The sequence below is a fragment of the Acanthopleuribacter pedis genome, from assembly GCF_017377855.1.
GTDB classification, from domain to species: Bacteria; Acidobacteriota; Holophagae; order Acanthopleuribacterales; family Acanthopleuribacteraceae; genus Acanthopleuribacter; species Acanthopleuribacter pedis.
Map to the genome: position 1 here is coordinate 39,407 of NZ_JAFREP010000014.1, position 15,729 is coordinate 55,135.

The following is a 15,729-nucleotide window of genomic DNA, read 5'->3' on the forward strand; positions in this document are numbered from 1 at the left end:
TTAGATTAAAGGGGCGCCCTCTTTTTGTGGGAGATTGGACGCACAGACTTATTTTGAGAAAACCGATAGGGAGGAGCGGCGGTTCCGCGAGCGATGCGTGAAAGAAGAAAACAATTTTACGCGCTCTCGACGAAACCGGATGAGAAATGGGTTCTAAGCGCGGGAAGGTTTTGCCGCGGCGACCGTGCCTTTGGTGGGTTTGCTGTGCGGAAGATGGTTGTCGAACAACCACATTTTGAGCAGGGTGACATAACCGTAGGCTGGAATGCTCCGTTGTCGGTAAAACTCTTGGAGTTCGAGGTTGAGTGCCTTGAGGTTGTAGAAGGGAACCGCCGGGTAGTAGTGATGTTCCAGGTGGTAGCTGGACCACAGGAAGAGGGTGTTCCACAGCGTGTTGGGCTGCATGCGCGTGCTCCAGTGGGCGATGTCGTCGGGATCGATGACGTAGTGCTGCGCCACGCGGTTCACGGCGAAAGCGACCGGGAACACGAAAAAGAGGGGAATAATACCCGCTTTGATCAGGAACAGTGGCGAGAGCCAGCCGTAAAAAATCAGCACGGCCAAATGGAGCCCGATGGCGAACAGGCGTTCTTTTTTGATGCGTGCGCGCAATTCGGGTTCGTACCCGTTTTGCGCTTTGAAGGCGGCGCGGAAGTAGATGGGGTACAGTGCCGGCGTGAAATACAGGAGCTTGAGCCAACGGGCGTTGGTTTTTGGGGTGAGATGGGCGCGTTTGGGATCGGCCCCGGCGTCGCCCAACTGGTAATGGTGGTCCATGTGCCAGCGGGTGAACTGGGAGGCGGCCAAACCCGAGATGCTGCCGTAGAGCAGGCCGAGTTTGTCGTTAAGGTTGTAACGGTCGTGGTTGAAGATACATTTGTGGACCGCCTCGTGGAGCAGCACCGAAAAGGAAAACACGGTAAAACCCTGAATGATCGCGGCCGGTACCCAGATCAGGGGTTGGTCCTGAAAGAAATAAATCACCACCGGCATGGACAGCAAGAGCAGGATTTGGCGCAGGGCCACCGCGAAATGCCGCCAGGGTTGCTTGCGGTGCAGTTTTTTGAGGGTTTCGCTTGGGATGCGCTGTTTGAGCTCGCGGTTGAGCGCGCCGGCGCGGGCGTAATAATAAGATTCTTTTCCAGCCATATCACCTTGACCTTGTATGAGGCGCCTTGCGCCGTGCCTTTCCATTATCGGGGCTTGTGGGTCGCGCCGCAAGTCGTGGCGCGTGGGTGATGCATGGGGAGAGCAGCTTGTATGCCGGCCGTGAAAAATGTCAGACCGAAAAAGTTGGGGTCGTGTCGCGCCGCGACCGGTGAGTTCGGGTACAATACGGTCTTAAGAATGCGGTTTGCACAACAAAAGGCGGCGGGAAGGGCTTAAGATAAGCACAGATAACCCGTTGCCCGCGTTGGGGTGAACAGGGTTTGTTTGATTGAAGGTTCGTCTTTGGTGGCTCGCGGTGGTTCCGGTTCTTCGACGGGGCACGGGGTGATCAAAGCAAACAAGGGTTTTCTTTGGCGCTGCATTTGCCCTTGTCCTAAAAAATGCGCCGTTGCTTAAGCGGGTCGGGCTTTACGCCCGTCCGTCGAGGTGGTCCTAAGCGTATGGAAACGAGACATAGAACGATTCCCAAAGATTCCGAGGAAAGCGTCGACACGCTGGATTTGCAGACGATTAATCCCGAGGCACGTGTGATGCCCTATATTGTCGTCCTTGCAGGTGACTCGGTCGGCCGCGTGGTCCGTTTGGATCGCGGCCAAGCGATGGTGGCGGGGCGGACCCGCCGCTGCGATATCTATTTTAATTGTGAGAATATTTCCCGTGAGCATGTGCGCTTCGACATCGATGGCAAGGCCAACGTGGTGCTCACCGATTTGGAAAGTACCAACGGCACCTTGGTTAACGGCAAAAAAATTACCTCGCTGACCCTTCAGGACGGTGACCGGATTTGCATGGGTAACGTCATCCTGCGGTTTTCCCTTAAGGACGACCTCGATTTCGATTTGCAGCAGGAGCTCTACAACAAGGCGACCCGTGATCCACTGACCAACGCCTACAACAAGCGGTTTTTCCTCGACTACCTCAAAAAAGAGTTTGCCCATCATCAGCGCTATGAAAAACCGATGTCCGTTGTCTTTTTTGATTTGGACGACTTCAAACGCCTCAACGACACCTACGGTCACTTGACCGGCGATTTGGTGCTCAAAACCTTGGCGCGCGAAATTTGCGACGTATTGCGCGAGGAAGATATTTTTGCGCGGTTTGGCGGCGAGGAGTTTGTCGCCTTGTTCCGTCACACCGACGGCGAACGGGCCGAGGTGATCGCGGACAAATTGTTGGGTGTGGTGCGGGGCATGGAGTTTGCCACGCCGTTGGAGGCCTTTAAGGTGACCGCGACGGCGGGAATCGCGACTTATGACGGCAGCAACTTCAGCGATGCCGAGGCTTTGCTGAAACACGCGGATGATCGTTTGTTTGAAGGGAAGGCGCGCGGCAAGGATCAGGTGGTTCGCTAAGCGCGGGCACGGGCCTTGCACCAAACCCGGGGATTTATTTGCCGCGGCCGGTGGGCCGCCGCGGGGAGCGTTTGTCTTGCTTTTGTCACTTTTGCTTTTGTTTTGTTGGGGTTCCGGCGCCGCACCCGCCGCCGAATCCGGGGGTTCCGGGGGGTCGGCGGAGGCCGGCTACTACTTCAGCGAGGCGACCGTTTTGGCGCCCGACGGACAAAGTTTCGCGGGCCCGCTGTATCTGCTGTTGAATCGGCGCGGCAAGATTGAGCTTGCCGCGGAGAAACCGATCAACTTGCCGCAAAAACCACCGGTCGTGGTGGAGGGCGCCTTAATTGTGCCGCATTTCGTCGATGGTTACAGTCTGATCCAGGAACGCGGCTTGGGGGGGGATGACGATGAGACGCGCACCCAGCAGCGGGCCATGGCGCGCTACTTAACCGCCTTGGGCGTCGCCCGGGTGCGCGATCCGATCTACCCGCGTTCTTTGCTGATTCCGGCTTGGAGCGGCGTGACGCCGGTTGCGCAGGGTGGTTACCTGGATATGCCGGACGGCGGTGGCGCCGGTTTTGGGGTGGTCCTCGGGGATGGTGAAACTTTTGCCGCCTTGGCGCAGCGTTTGCCCGCGTCGGGGCCGATCACGTTGTGGTGGCGGCGGCCGGAGAGTGGCGAACCGGTGCCCTGGACGGCGGATCTCCAGCGCACCCGCGACCTCATCCATTATTTCCACGCCAAGGGCCGCAAGGTGGGCGTTTGGTGGCAGGACGCGCGGGCGCCGGAGATCCAGCTCGCCCTGTCGCTGCCGTTTGATTTTTTTGAAGGCATCCCGGATTACTTGAACAACAACGATTTGAGCCTGCTCTATGGGCGGGTGTGGCTGCCGCTGGCCGCTTTAAATGATCGCCGTTACTGCGCGGACGGCTTGGCCGAGTCCTTGCCGCAACTGGGACACTTGGGTTTGTACGAGGACGACATGGTGCGGCGTGTGTTGGGCCGGGTTGGTGAAGTGAAGCGCCGGATCGGGCCGCGTTGCACCATTTGGCGCGAGCGGCGCCCGCAAGTGTTGGCGTGGTTGCAACAGCATTTAGCCGCCAAGCAACCGGTCGCGGTGGGTTCCGCGGGCGGTCACCTCTTTGCTTTTTCCGGGGATATCGCCACCGAGCTTGCCTTGTGGCGTGAATTGGGGGCGGACGACGGCACCGTCTTGCGCGCGCTCTACGACCATACGCCCGCGCTGCTGGGCATGGCGCCTCAACGGCTGAAACTGACTGCCGGCCAGGATGCGCACTTTGTTGTTTATCGTTTGAAGACGAATGTTTCCTGGAGTTTGCCGCAATTGCTTACCCGCATTCCCGGCGGCGTTGACTATAATTTCACCGGCGGACAAATGGTCTATGCGGCACCTTAATCGGCCGCGGCGTGATCGTATTTTAAGGAGTAGGGGATGCCTGAATTACCCGAGGTAGAAACCGTGGTGCGGGGTTTGCGACCGGATGTGGTGGGTCGCACCGTCACCGGCGCTTGGACGGACTGGCCGCGCGTGTTGGACGGAACGCCGCTTGCCGAGGTAACCGCCGCCCTCAAGGGGCGTACCGTTGCCGGTCTGGTACGGCGCGGCAAGTACATCGGTATGGATTGTGACGGCTGCTATTTGGTGATTCACCTGCGCATGACCGGTCGTTTGTACATGAGCGAGCGGCCCGAGGGCGATGATCGCTGGGTTCATTTTAGTTTGGCGCTGGACGACGGGCGGCATATGGCCTTTTCCGATTCGCGCAAATTCGGACGGGTGACCTTGTGTTCCTCGCTGGATTTTCTCGAGGAAAAGCTGGGGCCGGAACCGCTGACGCTGAGCGACGCCGATTTCGCGAACATCATTCAGGGCAGCTCGCGGGCCGTGAAAACCTTTATTTTGGACCAGAGCAAAATCGCCGGGGTGGGCAATATCTACGCCGACGAGTCGCTTTTGCGGGCGGGGATTCATCCGCTGACCCCGGTTAACAAGCTGAGTAAGGCGCGCACGCGCAAGTTAGGCGCCGAGATACGGCGTGTTTTGCAGGACGGCATCGACCACGAGGGGGCCAGCATCAGTTGGTACCGCAAGCCGGACGGCAACAAAGGGGAGAGCCAGCAACATTTTTTGGTTTACGGGCGCACCGATTTGCCGTGCAAGCTGTGCGGAACGGCGGTGCAGCGAACCGTGGTGGGGCAACGCGGCACGCATTTTTGCCCCAAGTGTCAGCGCTTGTAAGGGGTTGGCGATGGATGTTCGACTAGCCCGGCGGCCGTGCTAAAATAGCCGGCTTTTGGAACTAAACCATCGGGTTCGCCGCGCGGGTCCGTGCGCCACGAGGTGCTCCATGTTGCGTTACATGAAAATCGAAAATTTGGCCGTGATCGACACCGCCGAGCTGGAAGTGGGTGACGGGTTTATCTGCTTAACCGGGGAATCCGGCGCGGGTAAATCCGTGATCATCGACGCCCTGCTGTTGTTGGGCGGGGGCCGAGCCTCCAGTGATTTGGTGCGGACCGGCAAAGACAAAGCGATTGTCGAGGCTGAATTCGATATCAGTCTTCCCGCGGACGAGACCGAATACGACCTGCTCGACGGCGAGCAACTGTTCTTGCGGCGCGAGGTGACCAAGGACGGTAAATCACGCGCTTTTGTGAACGGTAGCGCCGTACCCAAGGCCGTCTTGCAACGCTACAGCGCCCTCGCTTTTGAAATCCACGGCCAGCACGGCCAGCAAGGTTTGATGAAAGAGCGCACCCACCAAACGATTTTCGATGCGCAAACCGGATTAACCGAAGCCGGCGCCGCCTTTGATCGTCAATTCAGCGCCTTCCGCAAGGCGTGGCGTCACTACTGGGAACTGCGCGACGGCGAGGCGCAACGGCGGCGCGAGTTGGATTTTATTCGTCAGCAGATCAAAGAAATCAAAGAGATCAACCCCAACGACGAGGACCGCGACCTCGATTTCCGCTTACGCCAAGCGCGCAACCAAGAATCGATCCGTGCCAACCGACACGATTTACACGAGTTGTTAGGGCGCGATCTCGTCCCAGGTTTAACGCGGGCCAAAAAATTACTCGACCAACTCATCGAATTCGACCCGCAACTGGAACCCTACGTGGAGCAGATTGAATCGCTGGCCTACACGCTGCAAGATCTTCACGGCGATACCCTCGGCGACTGGATGCCCGACGCTTCCTTGGCTGATTTGGAGCAACGCGAAAACGACCTCAACCGCTTGTTTTTTAAGTACGGCCTCAACATCGGGGAAGTGCTGGACGAGTTGGCGCGCCTGGAGGCAAGCGCCGAATCCCTGGAAGCGGACACCGCCGGTTTGGACGGCCGCTGGCGTGATTTGGAACGGGACTACAGCGCCCTGCAAAAAGAACGGGGTTCCATCGAAAAAAAGCGGTTGGCCGCGGCCAAAACCTTTTCGGCCACCATCGAAGGCGAGTTGCACGACCTCCATCTCAAAGGCGCCGGTTTCGTGGTGGAACACCTGTGGGACGCGTGGCCGGAACGGCTCAGCCAAGATCGCGATGTGGACTTTGCCGCGCTCAAGTTCCGGTTCCTGTTCTCCGCCAACCCCGGTGAACCGGCCAAGGCGCTTTCGAAGGTGGCCTCGGGTGGTGAATTGTCGCGCGTCATGCTGGCCTTGATCCACAGTTTCGAGCGACAGCAAGCCGTGTTGTTGGTGTTTGACGAAATCGACGCCGGTCTGGGCGGGGAAACCGTTCACGCGGTGGGCGAGAAATTAGCCGGTCTCGGCCGCGATCACCAGGTGATGTGTGTCACTCACTTTGCACAGGTTGCACGTTTTGCCGACCAACAAATTAAACTGGAGAAAAGCGTGCGCGACGGTCGTACCTTTTCCTCGCTGGTGGTGTGCGACCACGAGCAGCGGGTCGCCGAATTGGCACGTCTGCTTGGGGGCGATAGTTCGTCCAGCAGCCTGCTGGATCACGCCCGTCAGTTGATTGGTTCGGGCGCCCCCTAGCCCGCATTTCTCACAAGGATTCGTCGCGAGAAGCAGAATTCCTTGTGAGAAATGCGGGCTAGCCGTTTCGACAAACCACGTCGAAAAATACGGGCGAACCGCCGCGAAAACCGCGTTCCGCCGGCGGTTGTGAAACAGCTTGTGTTAACATGCGGTGCCCGCTCAGCGTGACTTAGCCGTGTCCCATGCGGTTTTCCCGCTTTCCTGAAACCGTAATCCACGGCGGTTAGCTCGTATTGCTTCCAAGGGTTGTCCCGTTGCTGCTGTGCGGCAAAACCTAAGACGCGCAAGGGGTGTTGGCTGAAGATCTGGAGCGAATGGGTTTGGAATAAGCAAAACCGCATCGGTTGGGTGCGCTGCGCATTTTACAGGCCGTTGGCGCCCAGAGGTTTCGCTAAAATCACCGAGAGTCGCGCTTTTTAAGTGAAAGCTCAAGTTAAACCGAGTGAGGAAAATCATGGCGCTTGCGATATTTCCCGGATCCTTTGATCCCATGACCAACGGCCACCTCGACATCATCAACCGCGCGCTGAAAATGTTTGACCGCGTGATGGTGGCCGTGTTGATGAATTCCGCGAAAAAAAATCCGCTGTTCACCATTGAAGAGCGGTTGGCTTTGTTGCGCGCCTGTATCCCATCCGACCGGGTTGTCGTGTCCAGTTTCGAGGGGTTGCTGGTTGATTTCGCCAAACACCAAGATGCCAAAGTGTTGTTGCGCGGCTTGCGCGCCGTTTCCGATTTCGAATACGAGTTGCAAATGGCGATGATGAACCGCCATTTGGACGAGGATATCGAAACCGTGTTCCTGATGCCGAAAACGGATTATTCCTATTTGAGTAGCCGTATGGTGAAAGAGGTGGCCCGATTGGGCGGCGACGTCTCGGCGCTGGTTCCACCGCTAATCGAGACTTCTTTGCGTAAGAAATTCAACGGTGAGGCGATCGACCTGCCGGAGGCTTGATGAACTATTTTGAACTATTACTCGAGGCCAGCCTGGTTGCCAAGCTGGTCTTGCTCATGCTCATCTTCTTTTCCGTGGCCTGTTGGGTACTGATCGTACAGAAGCAGGCATTGTTCCGCAAAACCCGCAACGACACGGACGGGTTTCTACAGTTATTCCGCGGCTCGTCGCGTTTCTCCGAGGTCAAAACCGCCTGCAAGAAGTTCGACTTTTCCCCGCAGGTCGGCCTGTTTCTGGCCGGTTTCAGCGAACTTCAGTTCCAGCTTAAGCACCAGCCCGCCCACGAAAAAGGCGAGCAGCCGCGCGTGCGCAGCTTGGAATCCATTAACCGCGTGCTCCAACGGGCCAGCTTTGTCGAGTTGTCCAAGTTGGAAAAGAACCTCAACCACCTGGCCACGATCGCGGCGGTTGCGCCCTTTGTCGGTCTGTTGGGAACCGTGTGGGGCATCATCGAGGCTTTTGCCGACATTGGCGAGCAAAAATCGGCCTCGCTGGCGGTTGTTGCGCCGGGCATTGCCGAGGCCTTGATCGCCACGGCCGTCGGCCTGTTTGCCGCGATTCCGGCCGTAATGGCCTACAACTACTTCATTAATAAGGTTCAAACCCTCTCGGCCGAAATGGAAGATTTCTGTCTCGAATTCGTCGGCATTGTTGAGAAGAACTTCACCTAGGGGAGCGAACCGATGGCATTTTCCGCGGGCGGCGGCCCCAAACAATCGATGAGCGAAATCAACGTCACGCCCCTTGTCGACGTGATGTTGGTGTTGCTCATCATTTTCATGATTTCCGCGCCCCTGCTCCAGACCGGTGTGGATATTGACCTGCCGCAAGGGAACCTCGAACTCGAGGCCAACGAAAACAACCTCATCCTCAGCATCAAAGCCGACGGCAAAACCTTTCTCAACGACGACCGCCTCCATCCCGAGTTGATCGTCGACAAGGTCAAATCGGCCGTGGCGGTTGCCAAAAACAAAACGGTTTATATCGAAGCCGACAAAACCCTGCCCTACGGTCAGGTGGTGGAGATGCTGTCGAAACTGCGTGAATCCGGCGTGGAGCAGGTGAGTTTGATTACCGAGCCGGTGGAAGCGGCGGGGACGAAAAAATGAGTCGCGATTCGAATCCGCTGGTCGCTTATTACCAGAAAGACCACAGCCAATACGGGCTGCGAACGGGCATCATCGTTTCGGTGGTGATTCATGTTCTGGCCTTTGCCGGCTTGTTTTGGGCGAGCTTGGCCGCGGAAGAACGCTTTAAGCCGCGCCCGGCGATTAGCGTCAAGCTGGCCGGGAAACCCCAGGCCGCCGCCGGCAAAAAAAGTAAGGCGCCGGTTGCGGGCAAGCAGCGTCGCACCCAAAAACCCAAACCCAAACCGAAAAAAACGCCGCCCAAAAAGACGCCGCCCAAGAAGAAACCCGCCGCCAAACCGAACGATATCGGTTTGAACCGGGACAAGCAAAAAGAAAAAACACCGCCCAAGAAGCCGGTGGCCGAATCCAACGCGCCCGAGAAATCGCGCACCAAGGAAACCGCCAAACCCGAGCCGGAACCCGATCCGCCGGAAGACAAAGCACCGGTCGCCCAAGGCGGTTTCGGTGGTGACGACCAAAGCGGCTTGTCGTTCGAAGTGGGCAACAGCGAGGAAGTCGACCACACCGACATGGAATGGCAGGCTTATTACCGCCATGTGTACATGCAGGTGTCGCGCGGTTGGTCGCGGGGTTCGGTCGTGGCCGGCGTTACCCGCGTGCGGTTCTTCATCCAAAAAGACGGCGGCATTTCCAATGTTGAGGTGGTAAAGTCTTCCGGTCGTTCGTTCTTGGACAGCCGGTCCAAACGTGCCGTGAACCGAGTGAGTGGTCTACCGCCGCTGCCACAAGGCTTTCAAGGGGATCGGCTCATTATTAATATCGATTTTGACTACACCAACCAGTAAGTAATGAGGTGGGTCAAACCCCTGTTGTCAAACCGTTATTCAGGGTCCCCGCGGACCGTCGACGATTTTTAGTGCAATCGATAACACGCGCAAAATGAGGAGCAGAAAATGAGAAGTTGGTGGCTGGTTTTATTGAGTTTGATGGTGTGTACCCCGCTTTTTGCTCAGGATGTCGAGGTGACCTTACGCATCACCGGTGAACAAGTGAAAATGGAAAACATGGCGATCCCCGACTTCCCGGTCCAGGAAGACGGCCCCGGTTTTCAGCAAGCGGCCAAAACCCTGGCCGAGGTATTGCGACAAGACATCGTCAACTCCGGGGTCTTTCGCCTGTTGGGCAAAGAACGCATCGCGTTAATGCCCAGCCCCCACGGCGGCGCCCCCATCGATTTTGACCAGTGGACCAGCATTGAGGCGCAATTTTTGGTTGTCGGTTCCATTAAACGCGGCGACGGCGAGGAAATGCGCGTTGAAGTGCGTTTGTTTGAAATTTCCTCCCAGGGCCAGGTACTTGCCAAGGCTTACCGCTCCAAGCCCGGTTTGGCCCGCAAAATGGGGCATGTCATCGCCGATGAGATTCTGTTCCTGCTGAAAGGGCGCAAGTTCGCCACCTCCAAAATCATTTATGCGTACGAAGCCGAGCGTTCCACCGACAACCGCTTGCTCAAAGAGCTGTACATCATGGATTACGACGGCCACAACGCCCTGCCTTTGACCAAACGCGGTATTTCCTTTGCACCGAGCGCCGTGCGCAAAGGACGCGACACCTTGCTGGCTTACAGCCGCTTTAGTAAAGCGGGCACCATCGATGCTTCCTATGGGATCGCCTTCAAACCGACCCTGGCCAGCCGTCCCAAACCGCTGCTGGATCAAGCCGGTTTGCGTGCCAGCGCACCCGCCATCTCACCCGACGGCAAACGCATCCTGTTTTCCATGGCCAAAGAGGGCAATGTCGACGTCTACGTCATGGACCTTAACGGCAACGACGCCTTCCGTCTGACCCGTCACCCCGCCGTTGACACCAACCCGTCCTGGTCACCCGGCGGTCACGCCATCCTCTACACGTCCGACCGCAACGGCTCACCCCAGGTTTACCGCATGGACGCCGACGGCCTCAACAACATGCGTTTAACGCGGGAGAACCCTTACAACGACAGTGCCGTGTGGAACCCTGTCCACGATTACATCGCCTACGTGTCGCGTTTTGAAAACGATTTCGATATCTTTATCATGGACCTCAAATCCGGTCAAAATTACCGAGTGACGCGCCGGCAGGGCAGCAACGAGGATCCTTCCTGGTCGCCTGACGGCGAACAACTTGCGTTCACCTCGAACCGCACGGGGACTTGGCAGATTTATCTGGTGAATTTGAACGGAATGAACCTGCGCCAGATCACCAATCAAGGAAATAATCGTGCACCGGTATGGGTTGCCGGCGACTAAGAATGCTACCTTAAAGCGATGCTCACGATGGGTTCGGATCACCGCCGCGGCTGGTGGTCCGGCAGGCCGCGATTGGTTTGCGTCAAAAGGTGTTCCCCCAAAGGGTTGGCCCGCTGCAACCGCTGTCCCGCCTACGCTGAAAAACTGTTGACGTGCCTAGGTTTTCCTTCTAGGCTTTTACCGATACTTTTCAAAGTGGCGATGCGTGATGTGTCACAAGATAAGAGTGTAAATGCCGGGAGGGAGTAAACTCAATGAACCGCAACCTATCCATTGCTCTAATTGTAATTTTTTTGGTATCCATGCTAGCTTGTTCGAAAAAAACGGATGACATTCCGGTTCCAGTCGAGGCCCCTGAACAGGTTCAAGAAACCGCGCAACCGGTCCAAGAACAGCCCAAGCCCAATGTCGACGTGACCGAAGAACCCGAGGTGATCAACCAAATCGATCCCAATACCCTGAACTTGGACGATATCACCTTTGATTTTGACAAGTTTGACCTCCGTCCCGACGCCCGCGAGGCGCTGACCCGCTACGCGGAAGTGCTTAAGGCGAATCCTACTGTCAAGGTGCTGATCGAAGGTCACTGTGACGAACGCGGTACAGAAGATTACAACATGGGTCTTGGTGAGCGCCGCGCCGCGCGTGTACGCGACTACCTCGAATCGCTGGGTATTGAATCCAGCCGTTTGAACACCATCAGCTATGGTGAAATGCGTCCGCTGGTTCCCGGCTCTAATGAAGAGTCTTGGGCCAAAAACCGCCGGGCTCACTTTCAACTTTCCGTAAGTCGATAAACCGGTTGCGCGTCTCCTACGACGTCGCTAACCGCACTGCCAATCACATGAAAGACGGATCTCGCGTCCGTCTTTTTTTCTGTCGGAGGTCGCTTCCGTGTTCCAACGAATTCTTCTTCTAGCCATTGCCGCGCTGATGTTTGTCGCTTGTGGGGGCGAGGAAGAGCGGCTCAAAATTCAACGTGATATCGCTGACTTGCGTGAGCAGATCTATGCTCTCGAAGCCAAGCAGTCGAAGTCGCAGGAAGAAATTAACAAGTTGCTCGAAGAGCTGCGTAAGCAAGTCGCCGACCGCAGTTCCCAGGCCGAAGTCCAAGACCAGTTGTTTTCCGTCAAGGATTCGCTTGCCACCTACGAGGCCCGCATCAACGACCTCGAATTCAAATTAACCCAAATCCGCCGTGCCTCAACCGATGTGGTTACCAATCCGGTGAACCCCGTTAACCCGGACGGCACCATGCCCAACGGCACCTTGCCCGACGGTTCGGTTGATCCCAGTCAGCCTGCCGGCGAAGTGGTGCCCGGTGAAGATTTGGAAGCCGTCTTTAACCAAGCCCGGCTTGATTTGGACCGCGGCAAGTTCGATGTCGCCATCGACGCCTTTAAGGAAATCACCGAGCAGTTTAGTGCTTCGCCCTTTGCCGAAAGCGCGCAGTACTACCTGGGTCGTGCCTACTTCGATAAAAAACAGTGGGCCGACGCCATTACCTCGTTTGATACCGTGATCACCAAGTACGGCGGCGGCACCTACGTGCGTCAGGCAATGTACTACCTCGGTCAGTGCTACTACTACCGCAATTCCCACTCCAAGGCGATTTTGCAGTTGCAGGAACTGATCGAAAAACACCCCGGCACCCAGGAATCGGAACTGGCCAAACAGTTCTTGAAACGGGCCGGCTACCAAAAGTAAACAATGGCGCTTCACATGCCGATCCCGCGACCATCACCTGGTGGTTCGCGGGTTTTTCTTTTTTAGGAGGTGAGGGATGAGTCGCAAAAAAGGCCCTCGTTCACGGATACGGATTCATCGCGGCACCTTGGGGGGTCGTTTCCTTCATTTTTACGACGAGCCCGACATGCGCCCGACCTTGGCGAGGGTGCGCGAGGCCGTGTGTTCGATGATCGCGGATGATGCCGAGAGCCACGGATTTTTGGACCTTTGCTCCGGTTCCGGGGCCATGGCCTTCGAGGCCTTTAGCATGGGTTTCTCGCCCGTTTACGCGGTCGATGTGCAGGATGCGGTGGTTGAGAACCTGCAACGGGAGACCGAGGCCTTGGATGCCAAGATTAAAACGGTGCGGAGCGACGCCTTTCGCTTTATCCGTCGCGGCTGCGAACCGGGTAAGTATGTGATTTACGGCGATCCGCCCTACGCCGCGGCGGGCAAGTTCCATCCCAAGATGTTGCGTTACCTTAGCGAGGCGACCTGGCCGGAGACGGGTTCTTATTATCTGGCCGAGCAGGAAAAAGACGCCTTCCCGGAGGCGCCGGAACACCTCACCCTGGAAAAGGTAAAAAAATACGGTCGCGTGTTTATCGGCATCTACCGAGTCGAGCGAGCGGGTCGGGGCGACCAAGACGGCCAAACCGATCAGAATGACCAAGCCGGCGACACCGAGGCATAAAAAATGCCGGGTCGCGGCCCGGCATTTTTTGGTTCAACCACGGGTCGATTCGCTAATAAACCGTTTCGCCGTCCATATCGATGTCGGTTTTGACCTCGAGGAGGTCGAGCATGGACGGGCACATATCGGCCATCTTCGGGGTTTGGTTTTTGAACGGCAGCGAGCTAAAGAAAATGCCCTGCACGTCTTCCGGCGCCAGTGAACAGTGATCGCCGGACCAGTTTTTGGGGTTGATCTCGGTGATTTTGTTGGGCAAACCGCCCAGCGTCGTATCCCAAGAAACGCGCCAGTCCGGCGCCGTCGCCACGCGCAGGTCCGGGGTTTCACCTGGGTTGTAGCCCTTGTACATCTCGTCGCGCAGGAACACCTTGCGCACCGGTTTCATGCCGGTTTCGGGTTCCGTGTAGGCCTCCAGCTTGGTGACCAGCTCGCGGCACAAGGCGTCGTATTCCTCTTGTTTTACCGAACCTTCCGGTTCGCGGCCCTCCAGATTGATGAAAATCATGCCCAAGCCAAGCGCGTAGGCCTTGGTGTTTCCCCAATCCACGTAGTTAAAGGGCGTTTGCGCATTGAGCAGGTCGTCCAACTTCATCGTGGTCCCCAGCACGTTTTGTTTCAGCTTCAGGTAACCGTTTTCGTACAGCCAGGTGTTGAAATGGAATTGGTAACGGAAGGAAGCAAAGCCGTGGTCGGAGCAGACGATCAGCGTCGTGGTGTTGAAATCAATTTTTTCCATGGCGCGACCGACGATGCGGTCCATGCGACGGTAGGTCTCGCGCATCACTTCTTGGTATTTCGGGCCTTTTTCCGCGTCGTAGAGCGGGTGACCCTCGTCCCAGTAGCGCCACAAAATATGGGCGACACGGTCGGTGAAACTGAAGACCTGGACGAACAGATCGCGGTCGTTTTGGTCGAGGAATTCGTCCATCATGGTTTCAAAACGGGTGACGGTTAGGTCGACGTCTTCCATGAAGTGGTCCTCGTCCATGAGGGCGCCGCCGATGGACCAGGTATCGAGCGCCCAGCCTTGGGTTTTAAAGGGTTCTTTCTGCCACAGTTTGGCCGAGAAATCGGCGGGGTAACTGAGCGGGAGCGGTGAGTCGGGGTGCAGGTTCACCGCGGTCAAATAAACCTTAAAGCGGTCGGCGCTGAGGGTGTCCACGTAGAAACGCCCAAAACCTTTGAGCGAAATCAGTGGGTTGACGCGGAATTCAAAAATCACCGTGTCCGACCATTCTTTATGACCAATGCGCAGGGTTTCGCCGCCGACCTGAATCACCAGCTTGTCGCCTTCGATGCCGACTGTCATCGGCAGCGCGAAGTCCTTGGGATGCGGGTATTCTTGACCCGATCGTTTGGCGAGCTTGGCCGCGTTGGCGTCGTAAAACAGCTTGTTGGGCGGTCCCATGATTTCGGTTTCGAAGGGGCCGACGCCGGGATCGAAGCGGTTGACGATGACCGAAAATTGGTTCTCGCCTGTTTCAAAATCGGGGTCGTTGGTAAAGATGCTGGGGCGGCCGATGGTACCGCGGATGTCGGGTACGGCCAGACCGGCAATCATTTCGCCGTTAAGCGGTTCGGCGGGGAAGGTTACCGGCAAGCGAATGATTTTGGCGGTTTTACCGTTTTCTTCCAGCATTTTCCAGATCGGTTTGCCTTTGCGCACGGTGACCACCGCGGGGATTTCGTCGGGCAACCACTGGTTAGCAACAAAAAAGGCGGCACCGGCGGCGGGAAGCGAGGCGGCCAAGGAGAACAGCACCCGTTTCAGCACCGATAAACGCGAGGCGACGCTCAACAGAATAAAAACCAGCGCGAACACCACGCCCTCGGCCAAGGCCGGCAAGGCGACCGGGTTCAATTCGCCGAACAAAACCTGGGTTCGGGTTTCGCCGCGCAGGGCGAAATCGGGAATATAGGTCCCGTCCTGACGGCGCAGAAAATCAAAGATACCGGTTCGGCCTGGGTTGAGGCCGGTGGCAAAGGTCGACCAGGAAACCGGGGTTTGCGGTGGGTTGGTCGGGGTTAAGGCGGCGTAACCGCCCATCTCTTTGAGCTTAACCATGTTGGGCAGTTGGCCCTCGTCCATCATCTGACGGACCAGCTTGTCGTCGGCGCCGTCAAAACCCAAAACAACGACTTTTTTCTGGGTTCGCTCGGTGGCGTGTAGGGGCGCAACGGTGGCAAAGGCACCGAGGCACAAAACACTCAACAAAAGTAGGGGAGCGGTGCGAGACAACGAAGCGGTGATTGCGGGGAACGTCATAAATGCATCCTTCAACGGCAAAATCATCGAAGCTTAGGTTGGGGCAAACTTCATTCCAAGGCGGAAGCGATTGTAAATCTGAGGTACGAAGCGGTTGTGTGGCGGGGTGTCCCGGCGGGGTGGGGGCGATTGCCGGGTTTTGTCGCGATGAGGGGTGACGGCGGATGTCGGGTCGCCG

The 15,729-nt window shown here is 57.1% G+C and carries 14 protein-coding genes; 12 read left to right on the top strand and 2 right to left on the bottom strand.

Annotated features, from left to right (window positions below):
- Positions 1–153 precede the first annotated feature (153 nt).
- The gene (locus tag J3U88_RS14920; RefSeq protein WP_207859669.1) at positions 154–1,149 is read right to left on the bottom strand and encodes a fatty acid desaturase family protein; all 996 of its coding nucleotides are present in this window, start codon (positions 1,147–1,149) and stop codon (positions 154–156) included.
- A 461-nt stretch (positions 1,150–1,610) separates the two neighbouring features.
- Between J3U88_RS14920 and J3U88_RS14925 the strand changes: the two genes are divergently transcribed.
- The 12 genes from J3U88_RS14925 (at position 1,611) to J3U88_RS14980 (ending at position 13,285) form a co-directional block, all read left to right on the top strand.
- Entirely contained in the window at positions 1,611–2,522 is a 912-nt protein-coding gene (locus J3U88_RS14925; RefSeq protein WP_207859670.1) for a GGDEF domain-containing protein, read from the top strand.
- Between the two features lie 76 nt (positions 2,523–2,598).
- Positions 2,599–3,921: a hypothetical protein gene (locus J3U88_RS14930; RefSeq protein ID WP_207859671.1), complete on the top strand. Its 1,323-nt coding sequence runs from the start codon at positions 2,599–2,601 to the stop codon at positions 3,919–3,921.
- Between the two features lie 36 nt (positions 3,922–3,957).
- A complete protein-coding gene (gene mutM / locus J3U88_RS14935) occupies positions 3,958–4,764 on the top strand; it encodes a DNA-formamidopyrimidine glycosylase (RefSeq protein WP_207859672.1) in 807 nt (268 codons plus the stop codon).
- A 109-nt stretch (positions 4,765–4,873) separates the two neighbouring features.
- Positions 4,874–6,523, top strand: coding sequence for a DNA repair protein RecN (locus tag J3U88_RS14940; RefSeq protein WP_207859673.1), 1,650 nt, complete (start codon positions 4,874–4,876; stop codon positions 6,521–6,523).
- Positions 6,524–6,977: 454 nt separating this feature from the next.
- The gene (coaD, locus tag J3U88_RS14945; protein ID WP_207859883.1) at positions 6,978–7,484 is read left to right on the top strand and encodes a pantetheine-phosphate adenylyltransferase; all 507 of its coding nucleotides are present in this window, start codon (positions 6,978–6,980) and stop codon (positions 7,482–7,484) included.
- Positions 7,484–8,155, top strand: coding sequence for a protein TolQ (tolQ, locus tag J3U88_RS14950; protein WP_207859674.1), 672 nt, complete (start codon positions 7,484–7,486; stop codon positions 8,153–8,155). Before coaD ends, tolQ begins: the two co-directional genes overlap by 1 nt.
- 12 nt (positions 8,156–8,167) lie before the next feature.
- Positions 8,168–8,593, top strand: a complete 426-nt coding sequence (tolR, locus tag J3U88_RS14955; RefSeq protein ID WP_207859675.1) for a protein TolR — start codon at positions 8,168–8,170, stop codon at positions 8,591–8,593.
- Complete coding sequence (gene tolA, locus J3U88_RS14960) at positions 8,590–9,420, top strand: cell envelope integrity protein TolA (RefSeq protein ID WP_207859676.1); 831 nt, start codon at positions 8,590–8,592, stop codon at positions 9,418–9,420. Before tolR ends, tolA begins: the two co-directional genes overlap by 4 nt.
- 108 nt (positions 9,421–9,528) lie before the next feature.
- Positions 9,529–10,863: a DPP IV N-terminal domain-containing protein gene (locus J3U88_RS14965; protein ID WP_207859677.1), complete on the top strand. Its 1,335-nt coding sequence runs from the start codon at positions 9,529–9,531 to the stop codon at positions 10,861–10,863.
- Positions 10,864–11,165: 302 nt separating this feature from the next.
- Entirely contained in the window at positions 11,166–11,660 is a 495-nt protein-coding gene (pal, locus tag J3U88_RS14970; RefSeq protein ID WP_207859678.1) for a peptidoglycan-associated lipoprotein Pal, read from the top strand.
- Between the two features lie 97 nt (positions 11,661–11,757).
- Positions 11,758–12,570 carry a tetratricopeptide repeat protein gene (locus J3U88_RS35020; RefSeq protein WP_207859679.1) on the top strand — a complete coding sequence of 271 codons (813 nt, stop codon included), beginning with the start codon at positions 11,758–11,760 and terminating at the stop codon, positions 12,568–12,570.
- Between the two features lie 76 nt (positions 12,571–12,646).
- On the top strand, positions 12,647–13,285 hold the full coding sequence (locus J3U88_RS14980; protein ID WP_207859680.1) for an RsmD family RNA methyltransferase: 639 nt from the start codon (positions 12,647–12,649) through the stop codon (positions 13,283–13,285).
- A 52-nt stretch (positions 13,286–13,337) separates the two neighbouring features.
- Here the strand turns inward: J3U88_RS14980 and J3U88_RS14985 are convergent, their stop codons facing one another.
- Complete coding sequence (locus J3U88_RS14985; RefSeq protein WP_207859681.1) at positions 13,338–15,551, bottom strand: alkaline phosphatase family protein; 2,214 nt, start codon at positions 15,549–15,551, stop codon at positions 13,338–13,340.
- Positions 15,552–15,729: the final 178 nt, after the last annotated feature.

Excerpts from the sequence above, each read along its gene's own strand:
- J3U88_RS14940 (WP_207859673.1), top strand. The coding sequence starts at position 4,874 with ATGTTGCGTTACATGAAAATCGAAAATTTGGCCGTGATCGACACCGCC.
- J3U88_RS14985 (WP_207859681.1), bottom strand. The coding sequence starts at position 15,551 with ATGACGTTCCCCGCAATCACCGCTTCGTTGTCTCGCACCGCTCCCCTA.
- mutM (WP_207859672.1), top strand. The coding sequence starts at position 3,958 with ATGCCTGAATTACCCGAGGTAGAAACCGTGGTGCGGGGTTTGCGACCG.
- J3U88_RS14925 (WP_207859670.1), top strand. The coding sequence starts at position 1,611 with ATGGAAACGAGACATAGAACGATTCCCAAAGATTCCGAGGAAAGCGTC.
- J3U88_RS14965 (WP_207859677.1), top strand. The coding sequence starts at position 9,529 with ATGAGAAGTTGGTGGCTGGTTTTATTGAGTTTGATGGTGTGTACCCCG.
- pal (WP_207859678.1), top strand. The coding sequence starts at position 11,166 with ATGCTAGCTTGTTCGAAAAAAACGGATGACATTCCGGTTCCAGTCGAG.
- tolA (WP_207859676.1), top strand. The coding sequence starts at position 8,590 with ATGAGTCGCGATTCGAATCCGCTGGTCGCTTATTACCAGAAAGACCAC.
- J3U88_RS14920 (WP_207859669.1), bottom strand. The coding sequence starts at position 1,149 with ATGGCTGGAAAAGAATCTTATTATTACGCCCGCGCCGGCGCGCTCAAC.
- tolQ (WP_207859674.1), top strand. The coding sequence starts at position 7,484 with ATGAACTATTTTGAACTATTACTCGAGGCCAGCCTGGTTGCCAAGCTG.
- J3U88_RS14980 (WP_207859680.1), top strand. The coding sequence starts at position 12,647 with ATGAGTCGCAAAAAAGGCCCTCGTTCACGGATACGGATTCATCGCGGC.
- tolR (WP_207859675.1), top strand. The coding sequence starts at position 8,168 with ATGGCATTTTCCGCGGGCGGCGGCCCCAAACAATCGATGAGCGAAATC.